Genomic DNA, 16,559 nt, shown 5'->3' on the forward strand with positions numbered 1-16,559 from the left:
TCAGGAGGAGCTAGGGGATACCGGCTCGTGGAGAACCGGGAAGTTGACGGACCGGGCGATGAAGCAAACCTTGTTCGCTTGGGAGTGGAGCGAATCGGCAAGTTCTCGTTGGGATTCATCGGCAAGGTAAACGACGGGCCGCAAGATGGCTTGGGTGAATTCACCGCTGTTATCCCTATTGAGACGCAGTGTTCCAGAAGCATCGTCCGTATAGCCAGTGATATTCACGCCGTGGGTAACCGCTACATGCAGATACGAGAGCATGTGGCATTGGCTCAGGGCAGCAAGCAGGAGTTGTTCTGGATTCCAGCGATCGCGATCCCCATGGAATGTTGGATCCGCGGTGCCCGGCAAATCTGGCAAGCCCGATGCGCGCAATACATGGTCCCGGCCGTAGCTGCGGTAGCTTTCCGTTCCGGTTCCACGATTGCCTGTCCATTCGAGCCCTACCCGATATTCATGTTGCGAGAGGTCCATAGGTCTATTCTCCCACTTTTAACCGAAAGGTGGCGGCGGCTTCCGCATTGAGCAGAAGCCGCCGCCACCATCCGAGCGACCCTAGATTTCTAGTGTCTCGGCGTCCGCCCGACGCGCAGCGAGAGCCCGGACCACGTCGGCACGCGATTCCACCAGCAGACGGCGCATCGCCGCGTGCTTGGATCCCAGGGATTCCAGGAATGCATCCGTCTGGTCCAAAGTTTCATGCGAGACGTTGGAGCTGGGGTAGAAGCCGATCACAATCTGCTTGGCCATCTCATGCGAGTAGGATTCCCACGCGTTGACCAGCAGCCCGAAGTAGTCCTCGGCGTATCCGGAGATCAACGCGTTCTGGTGCACGTTGTTGAAACCGGAAATGACCGCGCTTTGCTGATCGTTGGACAAGGTAGCAGCGGTTGCCGCCCCGAATGCCTCTGCCTTTGCTTCTGCAGTTGGGCGGGAAGCTCGCGCGGTGTACCACGAGGCCTTGCCCTTGGCCGTGTCGTCGCTGGCCAGAACTGCGTCGAGATCAGCATCGCTCAGGTAGCCGCCGGCACTCAGCGCAATTGCGAAGGACCAGCGCAAATCGGTGTCAACGGCCAGGCCTGGCAAGCTCGCCGAGCCGTCGAACAAGTTCCTGACGCGATCCAACTGGGCGGCGGCGCGCGAGCGGTGCGCGAAGGCCTTGACGAACTGCAGCTGCGCGTCGGAGCCTGCTTCAGCATTGGAAGCCAGCTGCCACAGCTGGTCGGCAGCCTGCACCGAAAGTTCTTCGCTGCGTTCTGCAGCAACATAAAGATCCAGCGAGGTGTTCAGCTGGCGCAACAGCACCATGATCACCGTGGAATCCACCTCGTGGCCAATATTGTTCAGCAGCAACTGGACGTAGGTGCTTGCAGGGGCTTCGGCATCACGTACAGAGTCCCACGCGGCTGACCAAACAAGAGTGCGCGGCAGCGACTCCTGGAAGTCCTTCAGATGCTCGGTGGCAGTCGCCAAGGAAACTTCATCCAGGCGGATCTTCGCGTAGGTCAGGTCATCGTCATTGAGCAGAACCAAATCCGGGCGCTTCATGCCGGCCAGCGCGGGAACGAAGGTGAGCTCGCCATCGATATCAAGTTCTTCGCGGTGCACGCGCTGCAGCGTTCCGGCCTCATTGAGCGAGTAGAAGCCGACAGCAAGTCGGTGCTGGCGCAAAGTCGGGAACTGGGCAACGGCGGACTGGCGAATGGCAAAGGACGTAATAGCACCGTCATTGCCGGTTTCAATTTCGGCCTTGAGGGTGTTCACACCAGCGGTTTCCAGCCAGGATGCGCCCCAGCCGCTGAGATCGCGGCCGCTGGCGGCTTCCAGTTCCTTGAGCAGGTCTGGCAGCTCGGTGTTCTTCCAGGCATGCTTGGCGAAGTACTCGCGTACGCCAGCCATGAATTCTTCCTGGCCTACGAAAGCTACCAGCTGGCGCAGAACGCTGGCCCCCTTGGCATAGGTGATTCCATCGAAGTTGACCTCTACGTCTTCAAGGTCATTGATCTCCGCGACAATGGGGTGGGTGGAAGGCAACTGGTCCTGGCGGTAGGCCCAGTTCTTCTCCAACGTATTGAAGGTGGTCCAAGCGCTTGTGAACTCGGTGTTCTGCGCGGCCGCCAGAGTGGACATGAATTCTGCGAAGGACTCATTGAGCCACAGATCGTTCCACCACTTCATGGTGACCAGGTCACCGAACCACATGTGTGCCAGCTCATGCAGGATGGTGATCGCGCGGCGCTCAATCATGGCACCGGTTGGACGGGAACGGAAGATGTATTCCTCGAGGAAGGTCACCGCTCCAGCGTTTTCCATGGCGCCTGCGTTGAATTCGGGAACGAACAACTGATCGTACTTCTCGAATGGGTATGGGGTGCCGAAGTTCTTCTCGTAGAATTCGAAACCCTGACGGGTCACGGTGACGATGTTCTCGACGTCCAGGTACTGCATCATGGATGCGCGGGCGAAGACACCCAGCTCGATGGTGCGGCCGCTGGAGGAAACCAGCGAATCGCGGGCGACCTGGTAGGGGCCTGCGATCAGGGCAGTGATGTAGCACGAGATGCGCTGGGTTGGGGCAAAGGCCCAAGTTGCTGAATCGCCGTTTTCCTCTGGCGCAGGAGTCGGGGCGTTGGAAACAACGTTCCAGTATTTTGGCGCGGTGACCGAGAACTGGAAGGTGGCCTTCAAATCAGGCTGCTCGAAGACGGCGAACATGCGCCGGCAGTCCGCGACCTCGAACTGGGTGTACAAGTAGACTTCCTGGTCCACTGGGTCCACGAATCGATGCAGGCCTTCGCCGGTGTTCATGTACAGCGCGTCCGCGTCGATCACGAGTAGGTTTTCTGCGGCGAGGTTCGGCAACTGGATACGGATGCCATCTGAATGCTGCGCTGGGTCCAGCTCGACGCCATTGAGATTGATGGAGCGTACCGAGTCGGTGACTGCATCAATGAATGTCGAAGCGCCGGCGGTGGCGGAGAACCGCACCGTAGTCTTGGAAGTGAAGACGCGCGCACCGCGAGTAAGATCCAGGCTTACCTCATAGCTGTCAACGTTGAGCAGATTTGCGCGTTCGCTGGCCTCGGCGCGAGTGAGGTTCATTCCTGGCATGGGTTCTCCAATTCTTGGTGATGGCTATCCACCGGTGGAAGTTGTGAAATGAATATTGAATATCTGTCTATTGTGTCACCTTTGACCGGGCATTGCGCAAGTCATCGGGCCGAACAATTTACTCAATTTTCCAATAGCGTCCCGAAATTGCACGCTTTGGGACGCCTCGGAGACTTATTCGGTTCATACTCCGTGATGCGCAGCTGAGAAGTAGCCGGAGCGCGTGCAGCGGTCGCTATCCTAGATAGGACAGTAAAAGAACCCTCCCTAGTAAATGAGGCAATCGACTATGCGCGTGCATATCGCTACTGACCATGCAGGACTTGAGCTCAGCGAATACCTGGTAAAGCACCTGACCGCCAAGGGCTACGAAATGGTCAACCACGGCCCGAAGTCCTACGATCCGGAGGATGATTACCCGGCATTCTGCATCAACGCGGCACAAGCTGTTGTTGATGACCAGCGCGCGGGCGTGGACGCACTGGGTATCGTCTTGGGCGGCTCCGGCAACGGCGAACAAATTGCTGCCAACAAGGTCGAAGGGATTCGCGCCGCACTGGCGTGGAACATGGATACCGCGAAATTGGCCCGTGAGCACAACAACGCCAACGTCATAGCCGTTGGCGGGCGCCAGCACTCAGTAGAAGAAGCTGCGGAACTTATCGAGGCCTTCCTCAATGAACCATTTAGCGAAGCGGAGCGCCACGTACGCCGCATCGGCAAAATCGCCACGTATGAAACGACCGGCGAGGTCATCGACTAGTCGTGCCTGAAGGTCATTCCCTTCACCGTCTTGCCCGCCAGTTCGACGATGTCTTTGGCGGGCAAACGGTCCTGGTTACTTCTCCGCAGGGCCGTTTCAGCTCCGATGCCGCGCGCATCGACGGCCATCAGCTGGAACAGGCCTTTGCCAAAGGCAAGCAGCTCTTCTGCCGCTTTTCCAACGATCTCTATCTGCGAGTGCATCTGGGGCTCTATGGCGCGTTCAATTTCGGGGGAGACAGCTACTTTACGGGTGCTTCCTCTATTGGCGCCCCTCGGAAGATTGGTGAAATCGAAGCCAGTGCCAGTACGGATGCTGAGAAGTACACCGGCCCGCCCGCACCGGTAGGAGCAGTTAGAGCGCGGATCGTTTCCGAACACGGCTGGGCTGATTTGCGCGGGCCAACTGCATGCGAGGTTCTGGAGTACGAACAGGTCCAGATTCATCTGGATAAGCTCGGCCCGGATCCATTGATTGGGTCCGCAGTGCTTTTCAGGGCAGCCAAAGGCCAGGCTGATTTAGCGGACGCAGATATTCGGCTTGAAGCGGGCTTCAAGGAATTCCGGGCGAACCTGATGAAGACCAAGACAGCCATTGGCATCGTGCTCATGAACCAGGCGCTCATTTCTGGTGTCGGCAATATCTACCGAGCGGAAGCCCTATTCCGGAATCGAATCGCTCCGGAATTGCCGGCGAATGAACTCAGTGCTCAAAAGGCCAAATCACTTTGGTGGGACATCGTATCGGTAATGGAAGACGGCGTTCGCGATGGCAAGATCATCACTACCTTGCCCGAAGACCGCGACCCACAGGGCGTGGTTTGGCCCGATAACGCGTACTACGTTTATCAGCGGCAGGGAATGGGGTGCCGGAAATGTTCGGCGCAGATTTCCCTGGCCGAAATCGCGGCTCGCAAGCTGTACTGGTGCCCTCGTTGCCAGAAGCTTCCGCGCAAACATGTGAAGGCATAAGCTGCAGATTCGTCGATGGGACGAGCGGAGTTCTTTTCGTTCAGGCTCGTCGGCGTGTTTTGCTACCCATCACCGTACGGCAGTGATAAGGGAGAGGTGCCAAGTGAGACATGGAATCCCCGATTTGCAAAGCAAGAGTTTTATGGTCTAGACTGAATCTTGTTCGAAGAGCAGAAGCTTCGAAATGGGGATGTAGCTTAGTGGTAAAGCCTTAGTCTTCCAAACTAATGATGCGGGTTCGATTCCCGTCATCCCCTCCAAATGAAAAGGCCTCGCCGTGCGGGGCCTTTTCGCGTATCTGGACGAAGGCCGCTCTTTTCCTGGCCTCCTCTGCGTAGTGCAGCCATTTCGGGTCACTGCAGAAATGAGGCTACGAGAATGTTTGCGGCTTCCATTTTTCTGCTCCTGGACGTCAAATCGCATTCTTGTGCATCGGTGGGGAGCGTTTTTCCCAGGCCCGTTCACTTCGTCAGCGGCGGAGAAGAGTCGTCGCCGAACGTCGCTAATTGATTCGATGAGCCTCGGGTTCCGGGGTGCAGCTTCGGGAAATGGCGGTTTCCCGCTTTCAAATTTGCCAAACTGGCGCCCTCCTAACGCCTGCCTGGGAGCTGTTGGCATGGCGTCAGGTTTGCAAGCGTGACGCTTGGTTTCGACCGGGGTTCAGTCCAGCAGCCACGGATTATGTGCCGGGTCGCCGAGCAAAGCAACAGTTGCTGCGTGAACACCTGGAAAAATAATCGGCCGCATCTGGGTCCCAGTCAATGCTTCAAAGGAGAATGGGTGGATCCTGTCTTCCAGTCGGCCGGCGGCACTGGTGTTGCGGTCGCTCGAAAATCTACCTGTAATTCAACTCACGAAAAAGCGAGTTTTGGCTAAATTCTGTCTTGTGAAACGAGGAAAACCGCTAAATCATGCGGATGTCTTTCTGCAACATGCAAAATCCTCGATTTTGCTTTTGGTTCGAACCCGTGTAACTTAGTTTCTTGTGATCAGCACGGGAAACAAAACATTCCCGGACCGATTGCAAAACGGTTAGTCCAGATGAAACAAGCTTTCTTCTGAACTTTACCGGGGTGTAGCTCAGCTTGGCTAGAGCGCGCGCTTTGGGAGCGTGAGGTCGCAGGTTCGAATCCTGTCACCCCGACTTTATGGCTGAAGCAATTCAGCCGTAGAATTGAGAACTGAGAGATCAGTCCTCGTGAGTGGCGGAAATTGAAAAATTCTCGGTATTCAAGCAAAACGGTTAGTTGGAGCAAAGCATCGCTTGATGCGGCTTCCTGGCTAATCGGGGTGTAGCTCAGCTTGGCTAGAGCGCGCGCTTTGGGAGCGTGAGGTCGTAGGTTCGAATCCTGTCACCCCGACTTTACGAGTGAAAATCTTCGGATTCAGCTCGTGAAATTTGAGAGCTAAATATAATTTAGATCTTGTGATCACTAAGAACCGTAAAAAGTAACTAGTAAGCATCACAAACGATTAGTGGATACAGGATAACTCGGGTTAGACTGTTCACTGCTAATCGGGGTGTAGCTCAGCTTGGCTAGAGCGCGCGCTTTGGGAGCGTGAGGTCGCAGGTTCGAATCCTGTCACCCCGACTCTGTCGAACAACCCCGCAACGCCACCATGTTGCGGGGTTTTTTGCAGATTAGACCTAATATTAGACAACTCAGGAGTACAACGCTGTGAAGAGCGCCGTCGAAAACGTCAACCCGACCCGGGTTAAGCTGACCGTTGAAGTTCCTTACGAGGAACTGAAGCCCCGCGTCGATGAGGCGTACAAGACCATCGCTCAGCAGATTCAGATCCCAGGCTTCCGCAAGGGCAAAGTTCCTGCAAAGATGATCGACCAGCGCGTCGGTCGCGGCCATGTCATCGAGACTGCCGTCAACGAAGGTCTGAACGAGTACTACCAGAAGGCAATGGTTGAGAACGAACTCACCCCGCTGTCCCGCCCAGAGGTAGACATCACCGAATTGCCATCCCTCGAAAAGGAAGGCGAAGGCCAGCTGGTCTTCACCCTCGAGGTAGACGTACGTCCGAAGGTTGAACTTCCGGACTACAAAGGCATCGAAGTTTCTGTTGAGGCCAAGGAAGTTGCTGACGAGGACATCGAGAAGGCTCTCGACGATCTGCGCGGCCGCTTCGGCACCCTGAAGGAAGTTGAAGCTCCAGCAGCTGCAGACTCCTTCGTGACCATCGACCTGACCGCTGCTGTAGAAGGCGAAGAAGTCGACTCCGCACAGGGCCTGTCCTACCAGATCGGTTCCGGCAACATGCTTGAGGGCATGGACGAGGCTGTTACCGGCCTGTCCGCTGGCGAAGACGCAACCTTCGAGACCACCCTGGCTGGCGGCGAGCACGCCGGCAAGACCGCAACCGTCAAGGTTGTCGTCAACGCTGTGAAGCAGCGCGAACTGCCAGAAGCTAACGATGACTTCGCTCAGCTGGCTTCGGAATTCGACACCATCGCCGAACTGCGCGAGAACCTATCGAAGGACGCTGCAGAGGGCAAGGTTGTCGAGCAGGGCGTAGAGGCTCGCGAGCTGGTTCTGGACAAGCTGGTTGAACTGGTTGAGGTTCCTGTTCCTGCATCGGTTATCGATGAGCAGATCGAGCAGCACTTCAACGCACCAGACGCTGAAGCAGACCACGACACCGAAGAGCACCGCGCAGAGGTTCGCGAGAACACCGAGCGTGCTTTCAAGAACGAGATCATCCTCGACGCTGTTGCAGATGCTGAAGAAGTTGGCGTCGAGCAGTCCGAGCTGATCGACTACATCGTTCAGACCGCAGGCCAGTACGGCATGGAGCCAAACCAGTTTGCACAGATGCTGGACGGCGCAGGCCAGGTTCCAATGCTCATGGGCGAAGTTCGCCGCCGCAAGGCACTTGCAAAGGTTCTCGAGTTCGCTAAGGTTACCGATTCCAACGGTGCCGCAGTTGACCTGACCTCCTTCGTCAAGCCAGCCGGTGAAGAAGAAGCTGCTGAGGTTGAGGCCGAAGAGGCCAAGTAGTCTTCACTAAACTCTGATGGCCATCGGCCGCTTGTTCAAAACAAGCCGCCGATGGCCATTTTTGTTCGCTGCGGGCGTGCATCATGCGCCGTGAGCGAAACAGGGGCATGAAACGGCCCAAGAATGGCTTGAAGTAAGTAATCTCAAAGTAACCAGTTGTAGCTATGGGATTAGAAACAGAGATTCCAGAAACTGATCTACACGTTTGGAAGAGGTAGAGAACATGTCAAATGATTCGCGCACTCCCACTATGGCAGCCGCAGAGCCGGCCGGCCGTGATGACTACATCTACAACCGCCTGCTCAAGGAGCGCATCATCTGGCTGGGCTCCGACGTCCGCGACGACAATGCGAATGCCATTTGCTCGCAGTTGCTGCTGCTCTCGGCAGAGGATCCTGAGAAGGACATCTACCTGTACATCAACTCGCCAGGTGGATCGATCACCGCTGGCATGGCCATCTACGACACCATGAACTTCATCCCGAATGACGTCGTGACCGTAGCAACCGGTCTGGCCGCATCGATGGGCCAGTTCCTGCTTTCCTCGGGCACCCCGGGCAAGCGTTTCGCTACGCCGAACGCCCGCATCCTGATGCACCAGCCATCGGGCGGCATCGGCGGTACCGCCTCGGATATCAAGATCCAGGCTGAACTGATCATGCACATGAAGAAGGTCATGAGCGAGTTGACTGCAGAACAGACCGGTCAGACCGTGGAGCAGATCCTCATCGACAACCAGCGTGATAAGTGGTTCACCGCAGAAGATGGCTTGAAGTACGGCTTCTTCGATCAGATCGCAACCCACGCAGGCTCGGTCAACGGTTTCGTAGGCGACGACAACAAATAGTCGCACCGCATCGCTTGATACCCAAAGATTTGTCCTAGGAGAAAACCATGAACTTCAATCCGGAAGCCGTCAGCGGTCAGATGCCGTCGGCCCGCTACATCCTGCCACAGTTCGAAGAGCGCACCCCATACGGCTTCAAGCGCCAGGACCCATACGCAAAGCTATTCGAAGATCGCATCATCTTCCTCGGCGCCCAGGTTGATGATGCATCGGCCGATGACGTGATGGCCCAGCTGCTGGTCCTGGAATCCATGGACCCTGAGCGCGACGTTACCCTGTACATCAATTCGCCAGGTGGTTCCTTCACCGCGATGACTGCAATCTACGACACGATTCAGTTCATCCGCCCAGAGGTCCAGACCGTGTGCCTTGGCCAGGCGGCGTCCGCAGCAGCAGTACTGCTCGCAGCTGGTACCCCGGGCAAGCGTTTGGCCCTGCCTAACGCGCGCGTATTGATCCACCAGCCAGCAATGGGTGGCGGCGAACGCGGCACCGCGACTGACCTGCAGATCCAGGCCGAGGAAGTTATGCGCATGCGCAGCTGGCTGGAAGAGACCATTGCCTCCCACTCCGGCCAGGACGTTGAGAAGGTGCGCGGCGACGTGGAGCGTGACTTGTTCATGACTGCTAGCGAAGCCAAGGTGTACGGCATCGTAGACGAGGTATTGACTCCTCGTAAGCTGAACCGTGCTCAGCTGGGAAGCTAGCGCATACTTGGAATAATCCATGATGAATGGCGGTTTACCTAGTTGTTGGTCTGTCCAAAGGCAGACGGCACAACACAGGTAAACCGCCATATTCATCTAATTTGGGGGACTACTAGCCTAGAATTGAGTAAGTCCACAGCTACTCAAGTAAACGGGAGAATGGTGCGATGGGACGCATGGGTGAAGGCTCGGATCTGTTGAAATGCTCTTTCTGCGGGAAGAGCCAGAAGCAGGTTAAGAAGCTAATTGCAGGCCATGGTGTCTACATTTGTACTGAATGCATCGAACTCTGCAACGAAATCATCGCTGAAGAGTTCGCCGAAGAGCAGGTGCACGAAGAGTTCTCCTTGGCTAAGCCACGCGAGATCTTCAACTCGCTGCAGGAATACGTCATCGGCCAGGAGAACGCCAAGCGTGCTCTCTCGGTCGCTGTCTACAACCACTACAAGCGTATTCACGGCAACCAGGACCACGGTCCTGTTGCGGCGCTGACTAACGATGACCCGCTGGATGATGTGGAAGTCTCGAAGTCCAACATCATGCTTATTGGTCCTACCGGATGCGGTAAGACGTACCTGGCGCAGTCGCTGGCGAAGAAGCTGAATGTTCCTTTCGCTGTCGCCGACGCTACAAGCCTGACTGAAGCAGGCTACGTGGGTGAAGATGTGGAAAATATTCTCCTCAAGCTGCTTCAGTCTGCCGACTATGACGTCAAGAAGGCCGAGACCGGCATCATCTATATCGACGAGATCGACAAGATTTCCCGCAAGAGCGAGAACCCTTCGATCACCCGGGACGTTTCCGGTGAAGGCGTCCAGCAGGCGCTTCTGAAGATCCTTGAAGGCACAGTCGCTGCGGTGCCGCCCCAGGGTGGCCGCAAGCACCCTCATCAGGATTTCATTCAGCTCGACACCACCAATATCCTGTTCATCGTTGCCGGCGCCTTTGCCGGACTGGAAGAAATTATTTCTTCACGGGCCGGGCAGAAGGGCATCGGTTTCGGTGCTCCGCTGAAAGCGCTGAAGTCGGAGACCGCTTCCTACTCGGATGTTCGGCCGGAAGACTTGCTCAAGTTCGGCCTGATTCCAGAATTCATTGGTCGCCTGCCGGTGATCACCACGGTGGAGCATCTGGATAAGGACGCGCTAGTGCGCGTACTGACCGAACCAAAGAACGCACTTCTCAAGCAGTACCAGAAGATGTTCCAGATGGATGGCGTGGCTTTGAGCTTCGACCAGTCGGCACTGGAAGCAATCGCAGAACAGGCTATTGCACGCGAGACCGGCGCGCGTGGTTTGCGGTCGATTCTTGAAGAAACCCTCGGCGGCGTAATGTTCGACCTTCCAAGCCGCGACGACGTTGCCGAAGTGGTCATTACTCGGGCAACCGTCATCGACCGTGAAGATCCCACGTTGCTCTCTCACGCGATGGTGGCCAAGCGCGATATGAAGTCCGCCTAGCCGTATTCAAAAATTCTCTTCGGAAGAAAGTTGGTAGTTCATGGCTGAACGTCAGCAAGTTGATTTTTGGTTCGATCCTATCTGCCCGTTCGCTTGGGCGACGAGCCGCTGGATCAAGGAAGTGGAGAAGGTCCGCGACATCGACGTGAACTGGAACGTCATGAGCCTCTCGATGCTTAACGAAGGCCGCGACCTTCCAGCTGACTACCGCGCCAAGATGGACATCTCATGGGGGCCGGTGCGGGTGGTCACGCGTGCTGCCCAGGAACACGGCGAGGGAGTCAAGGACAGCTTGTACACCGCCATGGGTGAACTGTTCCATTACGAGAAGATCGAAGATCGTGATGAAGTCATCGCCAAGGCGCTGCAGAAGGCGGGATTGCCGGCGGAACTCGCTGAAGCTGCGCATACCGATGCCAACGATGACATGCTGCGCTCGAGCCACGAGGCAGGCATCAACTTGGTGGGGCAGGATGTAGGCACGCCAATCGTCGCCGTTGATGGCGTTGCTTTCTTCGGTCCGGTCATTACCCGTATTCCAACTGGGGAAGATGCAGGAAAGATGTTTGACGCTGCGGCGCAGCTCGCATCCTTCCCGTACTTCTTCGAAATGAAGCGCACTCGTACCGAAAGCCCGGTTTTCGACTAAGCGGGAATTTTCTGTTCCAAGGACGTTGTCTCATTGCGAGGCAGCGCCCTTGGTTTTTAATCAGTGAAGGCGCTTGGCAAGGAGGGCCGGGTGTTCGCCCTCCGATGCCACTAATCCACGGAACGATTGGCTATCCGCCGACGGAGGAAGGCGCGCCATCAAGGCGCCGATCCGCATGGGCCGGACCAGTATTTTGTGCATCCGCCATTCGTTGCATCGTTGCATCGGTGCTTCACCTTCTCGTCGGATCGCGGAGCACGCGGTTCATATTGGCCAGGGACGGTTCCACAGTCCAATTGGTGCGTCGTTCGAACCTCCGTTTCTTAGGCTCGGATGATGACTCATGAGTCCAGGGCAACGGCGCGCGGTGGGCGGACAGTTCATGCTGCCTTCGCAGAGTGCGCAGGAGCGTCATCGGATCGCAAGGCAAGTCGTGGAGGTAGGCCATCGACGTCGGCAACCGGCAATATCGGGTGTCGAATAAGTCCAATTTTAAAGCCTAATTAATGCATATTTTTTCGTACGGGGCAGACATCGCGAAGCCGGGAAAGTATCTGTTACCGAAGCTTCTATTTCATATATTCAGACACGCTGTTCTGGTCTCGCGCGGCAAGGCCGGACTCTGGGCGTGTGATTCGGCTCACTGGTATTTAGGGGCTGGTTTGAAATCACCAGAAATGCACGGGCTCATTCGAAGGGGAGTCGTGGCGCCGGGGAATCGATTGAAAGTATCTGTTTCAAAACTATTTCGCTTCATAACTTGGTGGCCGTTGCAGGTCGGTGACGCGGCGGGCGGAGGAAAATATTCCTGTAGAAAATGCTTGAAGTGTGTGTTTGACTGTTTCCCACGAGTGCAACAGCACCCCCATCGATAGTGGCAAAGAAGCCACTGGACAAGGAGTTAAATCGTGCAGATTCGTTCTCTAATTACGGATTCATCCAAGGGCAAGGGGCGACGCAAGCTGGCAAGCGCCGCGGTTCTTGCAGGCGCGCTGATGCTCGGCGTGGCACCGATGGCCTCGGCAGCGCCGACGACCACTGGTGGCAGCGTCGAGTCAATCACGATCTCGGAACAGAAGGCTGACGCAGCGGTATCCTACTGGACCGCGGATCGGATGAAAGCCGCAAAGAACGCAGATTCACTCGTAGCTGGCAAGTCGGGTTCGGCTGCCAAGGTTGAAGCCGGCAAGCCGGCCAAGGTCGCCGGTCATGGCGCGCAGGCGGCAGCCGGAAAGCAGGCCCAAACGAAGGGTGGCAAGACTCGCGCTACCCAGGAAACACCGGTTTCGCACATCGGCAAGGTGTTCTTCACTCTCGGCGGATCAGACTATGTGTGCTCTGGCAACGCTGTCGTCTCCGCCAACGAGTCGACGGTCTCCACCGCTGGCCACTGCCTGAATGAAGGACCCGGTTCATTCGCAACCCGTTGGGTCTTCGTTCCAGCCTATGAAAACGGCAAAGCACCCTACGGTTCCTACGCAGCGACCGAGCTGGTGGCACCAACTGAATGGTCAAATGGCGGGGACATCACCTATGACACAGGCTTCGCCGTGGTCAGCTCCAGCGGTGGTGCGTCCTTGACTGATGCCGTTGGCGCTTCGGGGGTCGCCTTCAACCAGGCGCGCGGACAGTACTACACTGCTTACGGCTACCCAGCTGCTTCGCCATTCAACGGCGAGACCTTGCAATCGTGCAGCGGATACTCCAGCGACGATCCGTTTGGCCAGTCCCAGTCCCAAGGCATTCCATGCAACATGACCGGCGGCTCGTCCGGTGGCCCATGGTTCCTGGGGAGTGGATCTAACGGCTACCAGAACTCTGTGAACAGCTTCGGCTACAGCTCGGTGCGCGACACCATGTTCGGACCGTACTGGGGCTCGGTGATCCAGCAGGCATACCAGAGCGCGCAGAACTAAGCACTAATAACCCAGCAGCTGGACATCGATGGGGATCCAGCTGCTGGCTGCAAGTAGATGGGAAGAGAAGATGACCGACGGAAATTCGCCAGCTGCCGGGTCAGAAGACTCGGTCCAGAAGCATCGTCTTGAGTCCAGCGCGGAAGACCAACTGGAACACTTCACCGGCGAACGTCGACGCGCGGCTCGGCCCATGGAGAAAACCGTCCAGTCTCCACCCGAGACGGATGACCCTGATGAGGGGGAGGAGCAAGGGCAGAAATAGCAAAACCGGTTGCCATCCCGATGACGGGATGGCAACCGGTTTTTCTGGTTCAACTGCTATTCGGTTTCTTCAGCCGGAGCCAATTCAACGTTGGTGACAGTCATTTCACCGTCGGCTTCAACCAGGGTCAGCTCACGGGCGTTCGCCGCGGACTTCAAGTCCTCGAATCCTGCCTTGAGCTGCGCAACCTGAGACGCTGGAGCGTGGATCTCGCCCGAGAGCACTTCGGTACGCTGCTTGACCTTCGCATCGGACTTGGCCTTGCGGATGCCCGAGAGAGCGACGCCAACCAGTGGCAGTACCGCCGGGTCGGAGCCCTCCACTGCAGCGGACAAGTGCCCGGTGCTTGGCCACTGGGTCAGGTGCACCGACCCGGTGCGCCACCAACCCCAAACCTCTTCGGTAGCGAATGGCAGGAATGGCGCGAACAGCCGCAGCACGGAATCAAGGGTGGTGGCCAGGGTAGCCAGAACCGATGCCTGCTCGGCTTCGCCGTGGCCGCCGTAGGCGCGGTCCTTGACCAATTCGACGTAGTCGTCGGTGAACGACCAGAAGAACGACTCGGTGATATCCAGCGCGCGAGCATAGTCGTAGTTGTCGAAAGCGCGCTGGGCGTCTTCGATAACGGTCGACAGGCGAGCGAGCAGCGAACGATCCAGCCCGTTGGTGACTACCGAAGCGTCATCGGTCAAGACGTTGGCGTCGGTCGCGCCCAAGTTCAGCACGAACTTCGAGGCGTTGAGGATCTTGATGGCCAGGCGGCGGCCGATCTTCATCTGGTTGATTTCATACGCGGTATCGGCACCCAGCTTGGCACTGGCCGCCCAGTAGCGTACGGCGTCCGCGCCGAACTTATCCAGGACTTCGTTAGGTACAACCACGTTGCCCTTGGACTTGGACATCTTCTTGCGGTCCGGATCCAGGATCCAGCCCGAAATCGCAGCGTGCTTCCACGGAGCGTTGCCGTGCAGGGAATCTGCGCGAACCGCGGTGGAGAACAGCCAAGTACGGATGATGTCGTGGCCCTGCGGGCGCAGGTCGAAGGGGTAGACCTTCGAGAAGAACTCGTCGTCACGGCCCCAACGGCCAGCGATTTGCGGGGTCAGCGAGCTGGTTGCCCAGGTGTCCAGGACATCGGCATCGCCAATGAAGCCGTTAGCGGAGCCGCGTTGGTCCTCGGTATAGCCGGTCGGCGCGTCTGCTGCCGGGTCAACCGGAAGCTGGTCGATGGTCGGCAACAGCGGCGCATCGTAGTTCGGTTCGCCGTGCTCGTTGACCTGGTACCACACTGGCACTGGTACGCCGAAGAAGCGCTGGCGGGAAACGAGCCAGTCGCCGTTCAGGCCCGAAACCCAGTTTTCGTAGCGCGAGCGCATGAACGACGGGTGGAAATCAATTGCCTGGCCGCGTGCGATCATCTGGTTGCGGCGTTCTTCATCACGGCCGCCGTTGCGGATGTACCACTGGCGCGAGGTCACGATTTCCAGCGGCTTGTCGCCCTTTTCGAAGAAGTTCACCGGACGGGAAATCTTCTTCGGCTCGCCATCAAGCAGGCCCGCGTCGGAAAGCATCTCGACGACGGTTTCCTTGGCGGAGAACACGGTCTTTGCCGAAATCTGGGCGTACGCTTCCTTGCCGGCCTCGGTGGTGATCCACTCGGGGGTGTCTGCAAGGATGCGGCCGTCGCGTCCAATGATCGGACGGGTTGGCAGCTGCAGTTCGCGCCACCAGGTCACGTCGGTCAAGTCGCCAAACGTGCACACCATGGCAATGCCAGAACCCTTGTCGGCCTGGGCCAATGGGTGCGGGTGGACGGTGACGGGAACTCCGAAGATCGGCGAGGTCACGGTCTTGCCGAACAAGTGCTGGTAGCGCTCGTCATCCGGGTGGGCCACTAGCGCGGCGCAAGCAGCGAGCAGTTCCGGGCGGGTGGTCTCGATGAAGACCTGCTCGCCGTTTTCAGCGTCGAATGCATAACGGTAGTAGGCGCCGGGCATTTCCCGGTCTTCGAGTTCGGCCTGGGCCACTGCGGTACGGAAGGTCACGTCCCACAGGGTTGGAGCTTCAGCCATGTAGGCGTCGCTCTTTGCCAGGTTGTCCAGGAAGGCGCGCTGCGAAGTTGCACGCGAATTGTCGTCGATCGTGCGGTAGGTCATGCGCCAGTCCACCGAAAGGCCCAGGGTGGTGAACAGCTGCTCGAAGACCTTTTCGTCTTCGACCGCCAGCTCTTCACAGATCTCGATGAAGTTCTTGCGGCTGATGACATCCCAGTCGCGCTGGTTCTTCGCAGGCTTTTCCGGTGGACGGTAGCCCTCGATGTAAGGCTTGGTCGGGTCGCAACGGACGCCGAAGTAGTTCTGCACGCGGCGCTCGGTAGGCAAGCCGTTGTCATCCCAACCAAGTGGGTAGAACACGTTCTTGCCGATCATGCGCTGGTAGCGAGCCAACACGTCGGTCTGCGTGTACGAGAACATGTGTCCTACGTGCAGCGAACCCGAAGCGGTTGGCGGGGGAGTGTCGATGGAGTACACGGCTTCGCGAGTCGTGTCCTCATTGAAGTGATAGGTGCCCTCGGTGCGCCACCGGGACGAAAGACGTTCTTCCAAGCCTTCCAAAGCGGGCTTGTCAGGAACGGAAACCGTTGCGGGCGTGTCTGTGCCCAAGTTTTCTTCTGCCATGCGTCTATTCTTCCATGTTTTGCCCGGCGCACAGTCATTGTTGCCCATGGCTTGCACCACGCCGCTGTCCAGCCGGGACCAGCTGGATCAAAAGCCTGTGCCGGACCGGCGGCCCTTGGCTCAGCCGTCCTGCCGCGAACGCCGAATCACCTTGTCGCCCGCACCAGCGGCACGGTGC

At 57.5% G+C, this 16,559-nt stretch carries 12 protein-coding genes and 4 tRNA genes; 13 read left to right on the forward strand and 3 right to left on the reverse strand.

Annotation, left to right across the window (positions count from 1 at the left end; genetic code table 11):
* Complete coding sequence (locus tag ACIQTS_RS03215; RefSeq protein WP_332486839.1) at positions 1–477, reverse strand: OsmC family protein; 477 nt, start codon at positions 475–477, stop codon at positions 1–3.
* Between the two features lie 81 nt (positions 478–558).
* Positions 559–3,114 (reverse strand): aminopeptidase N, encoded by a 2,556-nt coding sequence (gene pepN, locus ACIQTS_RS03220; RefSeq protein ID WP_400288060.1) that lies wholly within the window; start codon positions 3,112–3,114, stop codon positions 559–561.
* 289 nt (positions 3,115–3,403) lie between these two features.
* On the opposite strand from pepN, the gene ACIQTS_RS03225 reads away from it, so the two are divergent.
* The 13 genes from ACIQTS_RS03225 (at position 3,404) to ACIQTS_RS03285 (ending at position 13,703) form a co-directional block, all read left to right on the forward strand.
* Positions 3,404–3,877 carry a ribose-5-phosphate isomerase gene (locus ACIQTS_RS03225; protein WP_400288740.1) on the forward strand — a complete coding sequence of 158 codons (474 nt, stop codon included), beginning with the start codon at positions 3,404–3,406 and terminating at the stop codon, positions 3,875–3,877.
* Positions 3,878–3,879: 2 nt separating this feature from the next.
* Complete coding sequence (locus tag ACIQTS_RS03230; RefSeq protein ID WP_400288058.1) at positions 3,880–4,848, forward strand: Fpg/Nei family DNA glycosylase; 969 nt, start codon at positions 3,880–3,882, stop codon at positions 4,846–4,848.
* A 186-nt stretch (positions 4,849–5,034) separates the two neighbouring features.
* Positions 5,035–5,108: transfer RNA gene (locus tag ACIQTS_RS03235), tRNA-Gly, on the forward strand.
* Between the two features lie 809 nt (positions 5,109–5,917).
* Positions 5,918–5,992: transfer RNA gene (locus tag ACIQTS_RS03240), tRNA-Pro, on the forward strand.
* 142 nt (positions 5,993–6,134) lie between these two features.
* A tRNA-Pro gene (locus ACIQTS_RS03245) sits at positions 6,135–6,209 on the forward strand.
* Between the two features lie 156 nt (positions 6,210–6,365).
* A tRNA-Pro gene (locus ACIQTS_RS03250) sits at positions 6,366–6,440 on the forward strand.
* An 87-nt stretch (positions 6,441–6,527) separates the two neighbouring features.
* Positions 6,528–7,859: a trigger factor gene (gene tig, locus ACIQTS_RS03255; RefSeq protein WP_105658461.1), complete on the forward strand. Its 1,332-nt coding sequence runs from the start codon at positions 6,528–6,530 to the stop codon at positions 7,857–7,859.
* Positions 7,860–8,082: 223 nt separating this feature from the next.
* Positions 8,083–8,706, forward strand: a complete 624-nt coding sequence (locus tag ACIQTS_RS03260; RefSeq protein ID WP_286134321.1) for an ATP-dependent Clp protease proteolytic subunit — start codon at positions 8,083–8,085, stop codon at positions 8,704–8,706.
* 47 nt (positions 8,707–8,753) lie between these two features.
* The gene (locus ACIQTS_RS03265; RefSeq protein ID WP_105658463.1) at positions 8,754–9,413 is read left to right on the forward strand and encodes an ATP-dependent Clp protease proteolytic subunit; all 660 of its coding nucleotides are present in this window, start codon (positions 8,754–8,756) and stop codon (positions 9,411–9,413) included.
* Between the two features lie 167 nt (positions 9,414–9,580).
* Positions 9,581–10,873: an ATP-dependent Clp protease ATP-binding subunit ClpX gene (gene clpX, locus ACIQTS_RS03270; protein WP_400288054.1), complete on the forward strand. Its 1,293-nt coding sequence runs from the start codon at positions 9,581–9,583 to the stop codon at positions 10,871–10,873.
* A 40-nt stretch (positions 10,874–10,913) separates the two neighbouring features.
* Positions 10,914–11,522 carry a DsbA family protein gene (locus ACIQTS_RS03275; RefSeq protein WP_400288052.1) on the forward strand — a complete coding sequence of 203 codons (609 nt, stop codon included), beginning with the start codon at positions 10,914–10,916 and terminating at the stop codon, positions 11,520–11,522.
* Positions 11,523–12,430: 908 nt separating this feature from the next.
* A complete protein-coding gene (locus ACIQTS_RS03280) occupies positions 12,431–13,438 on the forward strand; it encodes a trypsin-like serine peptidase (RefSeq protein WP_400288050.1) in 1,008 nt (335 codons plus the stop codon).
* A 70-nt stretch (positions 13,439–13,508) separates the two neighbouring features.
* A complete protein-coding gene (locus tag ACIQTS_RS03285; protein ID WP_402471187.1) occupies positions 13,509–13,703 on the forward strand; it encodes a hypothetical protein in 195 nt (64 codons plus the stop codon).
* 56 nt (positions 13,704–13,759) lie between these two features.
* Here ACIQTS_RS03285 and valS read toward each other — a convergent pair whose 3' ends face one another.
* The gene (gene valS, locus ACIQTS_RS03290; RefSeq protein WP_402471189.1) at positions 13,760–16,381 is read right to left on the reverse strand and encodes a valine--tRNA ligase; all 2,622 of its coding nucleotides are present in this window, start codon (positions 16,379–16,381) and stop codon (positions 13,760–13,762) included.
* Between the last annotated feature and the right edge of the window lie 178 nt (positions 16,382–16,559).

The sequence above is a fragment of the Glutamicibacter sp. NPDC090743 genome, from assembly GCF_044769125.1.
Classification (GTDB): domain Bacteria; phylum Actinomycetota; class Actinomycetes; order Actinomycetales; family Micrococcaceae; genus Glutamicibacter.

Bases quoted from the DNA above. Each gene is read 5' to 3' on its own strand.
- ACIQTS_RS03285 (WP_402471187.1), top strand. From the start codon at position 13,509: ATGACCGACGGAAATTCGCCAGCTGCCGGGTCAGAAGACTCGGTCCAG.
- ACIQTS_RS03275 (WP_400288052.1), top strand. From the start codon at position 10,914: ATGGCTGAACGTCAGCAAGTTGATTTTTGGTTCGATCCTATCTGCCCG.
- pepN (WP_400288060.1), bottom strand. From the start codon at position 3,114: ATGCCAGGAATGAACCTCACTCGCGCCGAGGCCAGCGAACGCGCAAAT.
- ACIQTS_RS03260 (WP_286134321.1), top strand. From the start codon at position 8,083: ATGTCAAATGATTCGCGCACTCCCACTATGGCAGCCGCAGAGCCGGCC.
- ACIQTS_RS03225 (WP_400288740.1), top strand. From the start codon at position 3,404: ATGCGCGTGCATATCGCTACTGACCATGCAGGACTTGAGCTCAGCGAA.
- valS (WP_402471189.1), bottom strand. From the start codon at position 16,381: ATGGCAGAAGAAAACTTGGGCACAGACACGCCCGCAACGGTTTCCGTT.
- ACIQTS_RS03215 (WP_332486839.1), bottom strand. From the start codon at position 477: ATGGACCTCTCGCAACATGAATATCGGGTAGGGCTCGAATGGACAGGC.
- clpX (WP_400288054.1), top strand. From the start codon at position 9,581: ATGGGACGCATGGGTGAAGGCTCGGATCTGTTGAAATGCTCTTTCTGC.
- ACIQTS_RS03265 (WP_105658463.1), top strand. From the start codon at position 8,754: ATGAACTTCAATCCGGAAGCCGTCAGCGGTCAGATGCCGTCGGCCCGC.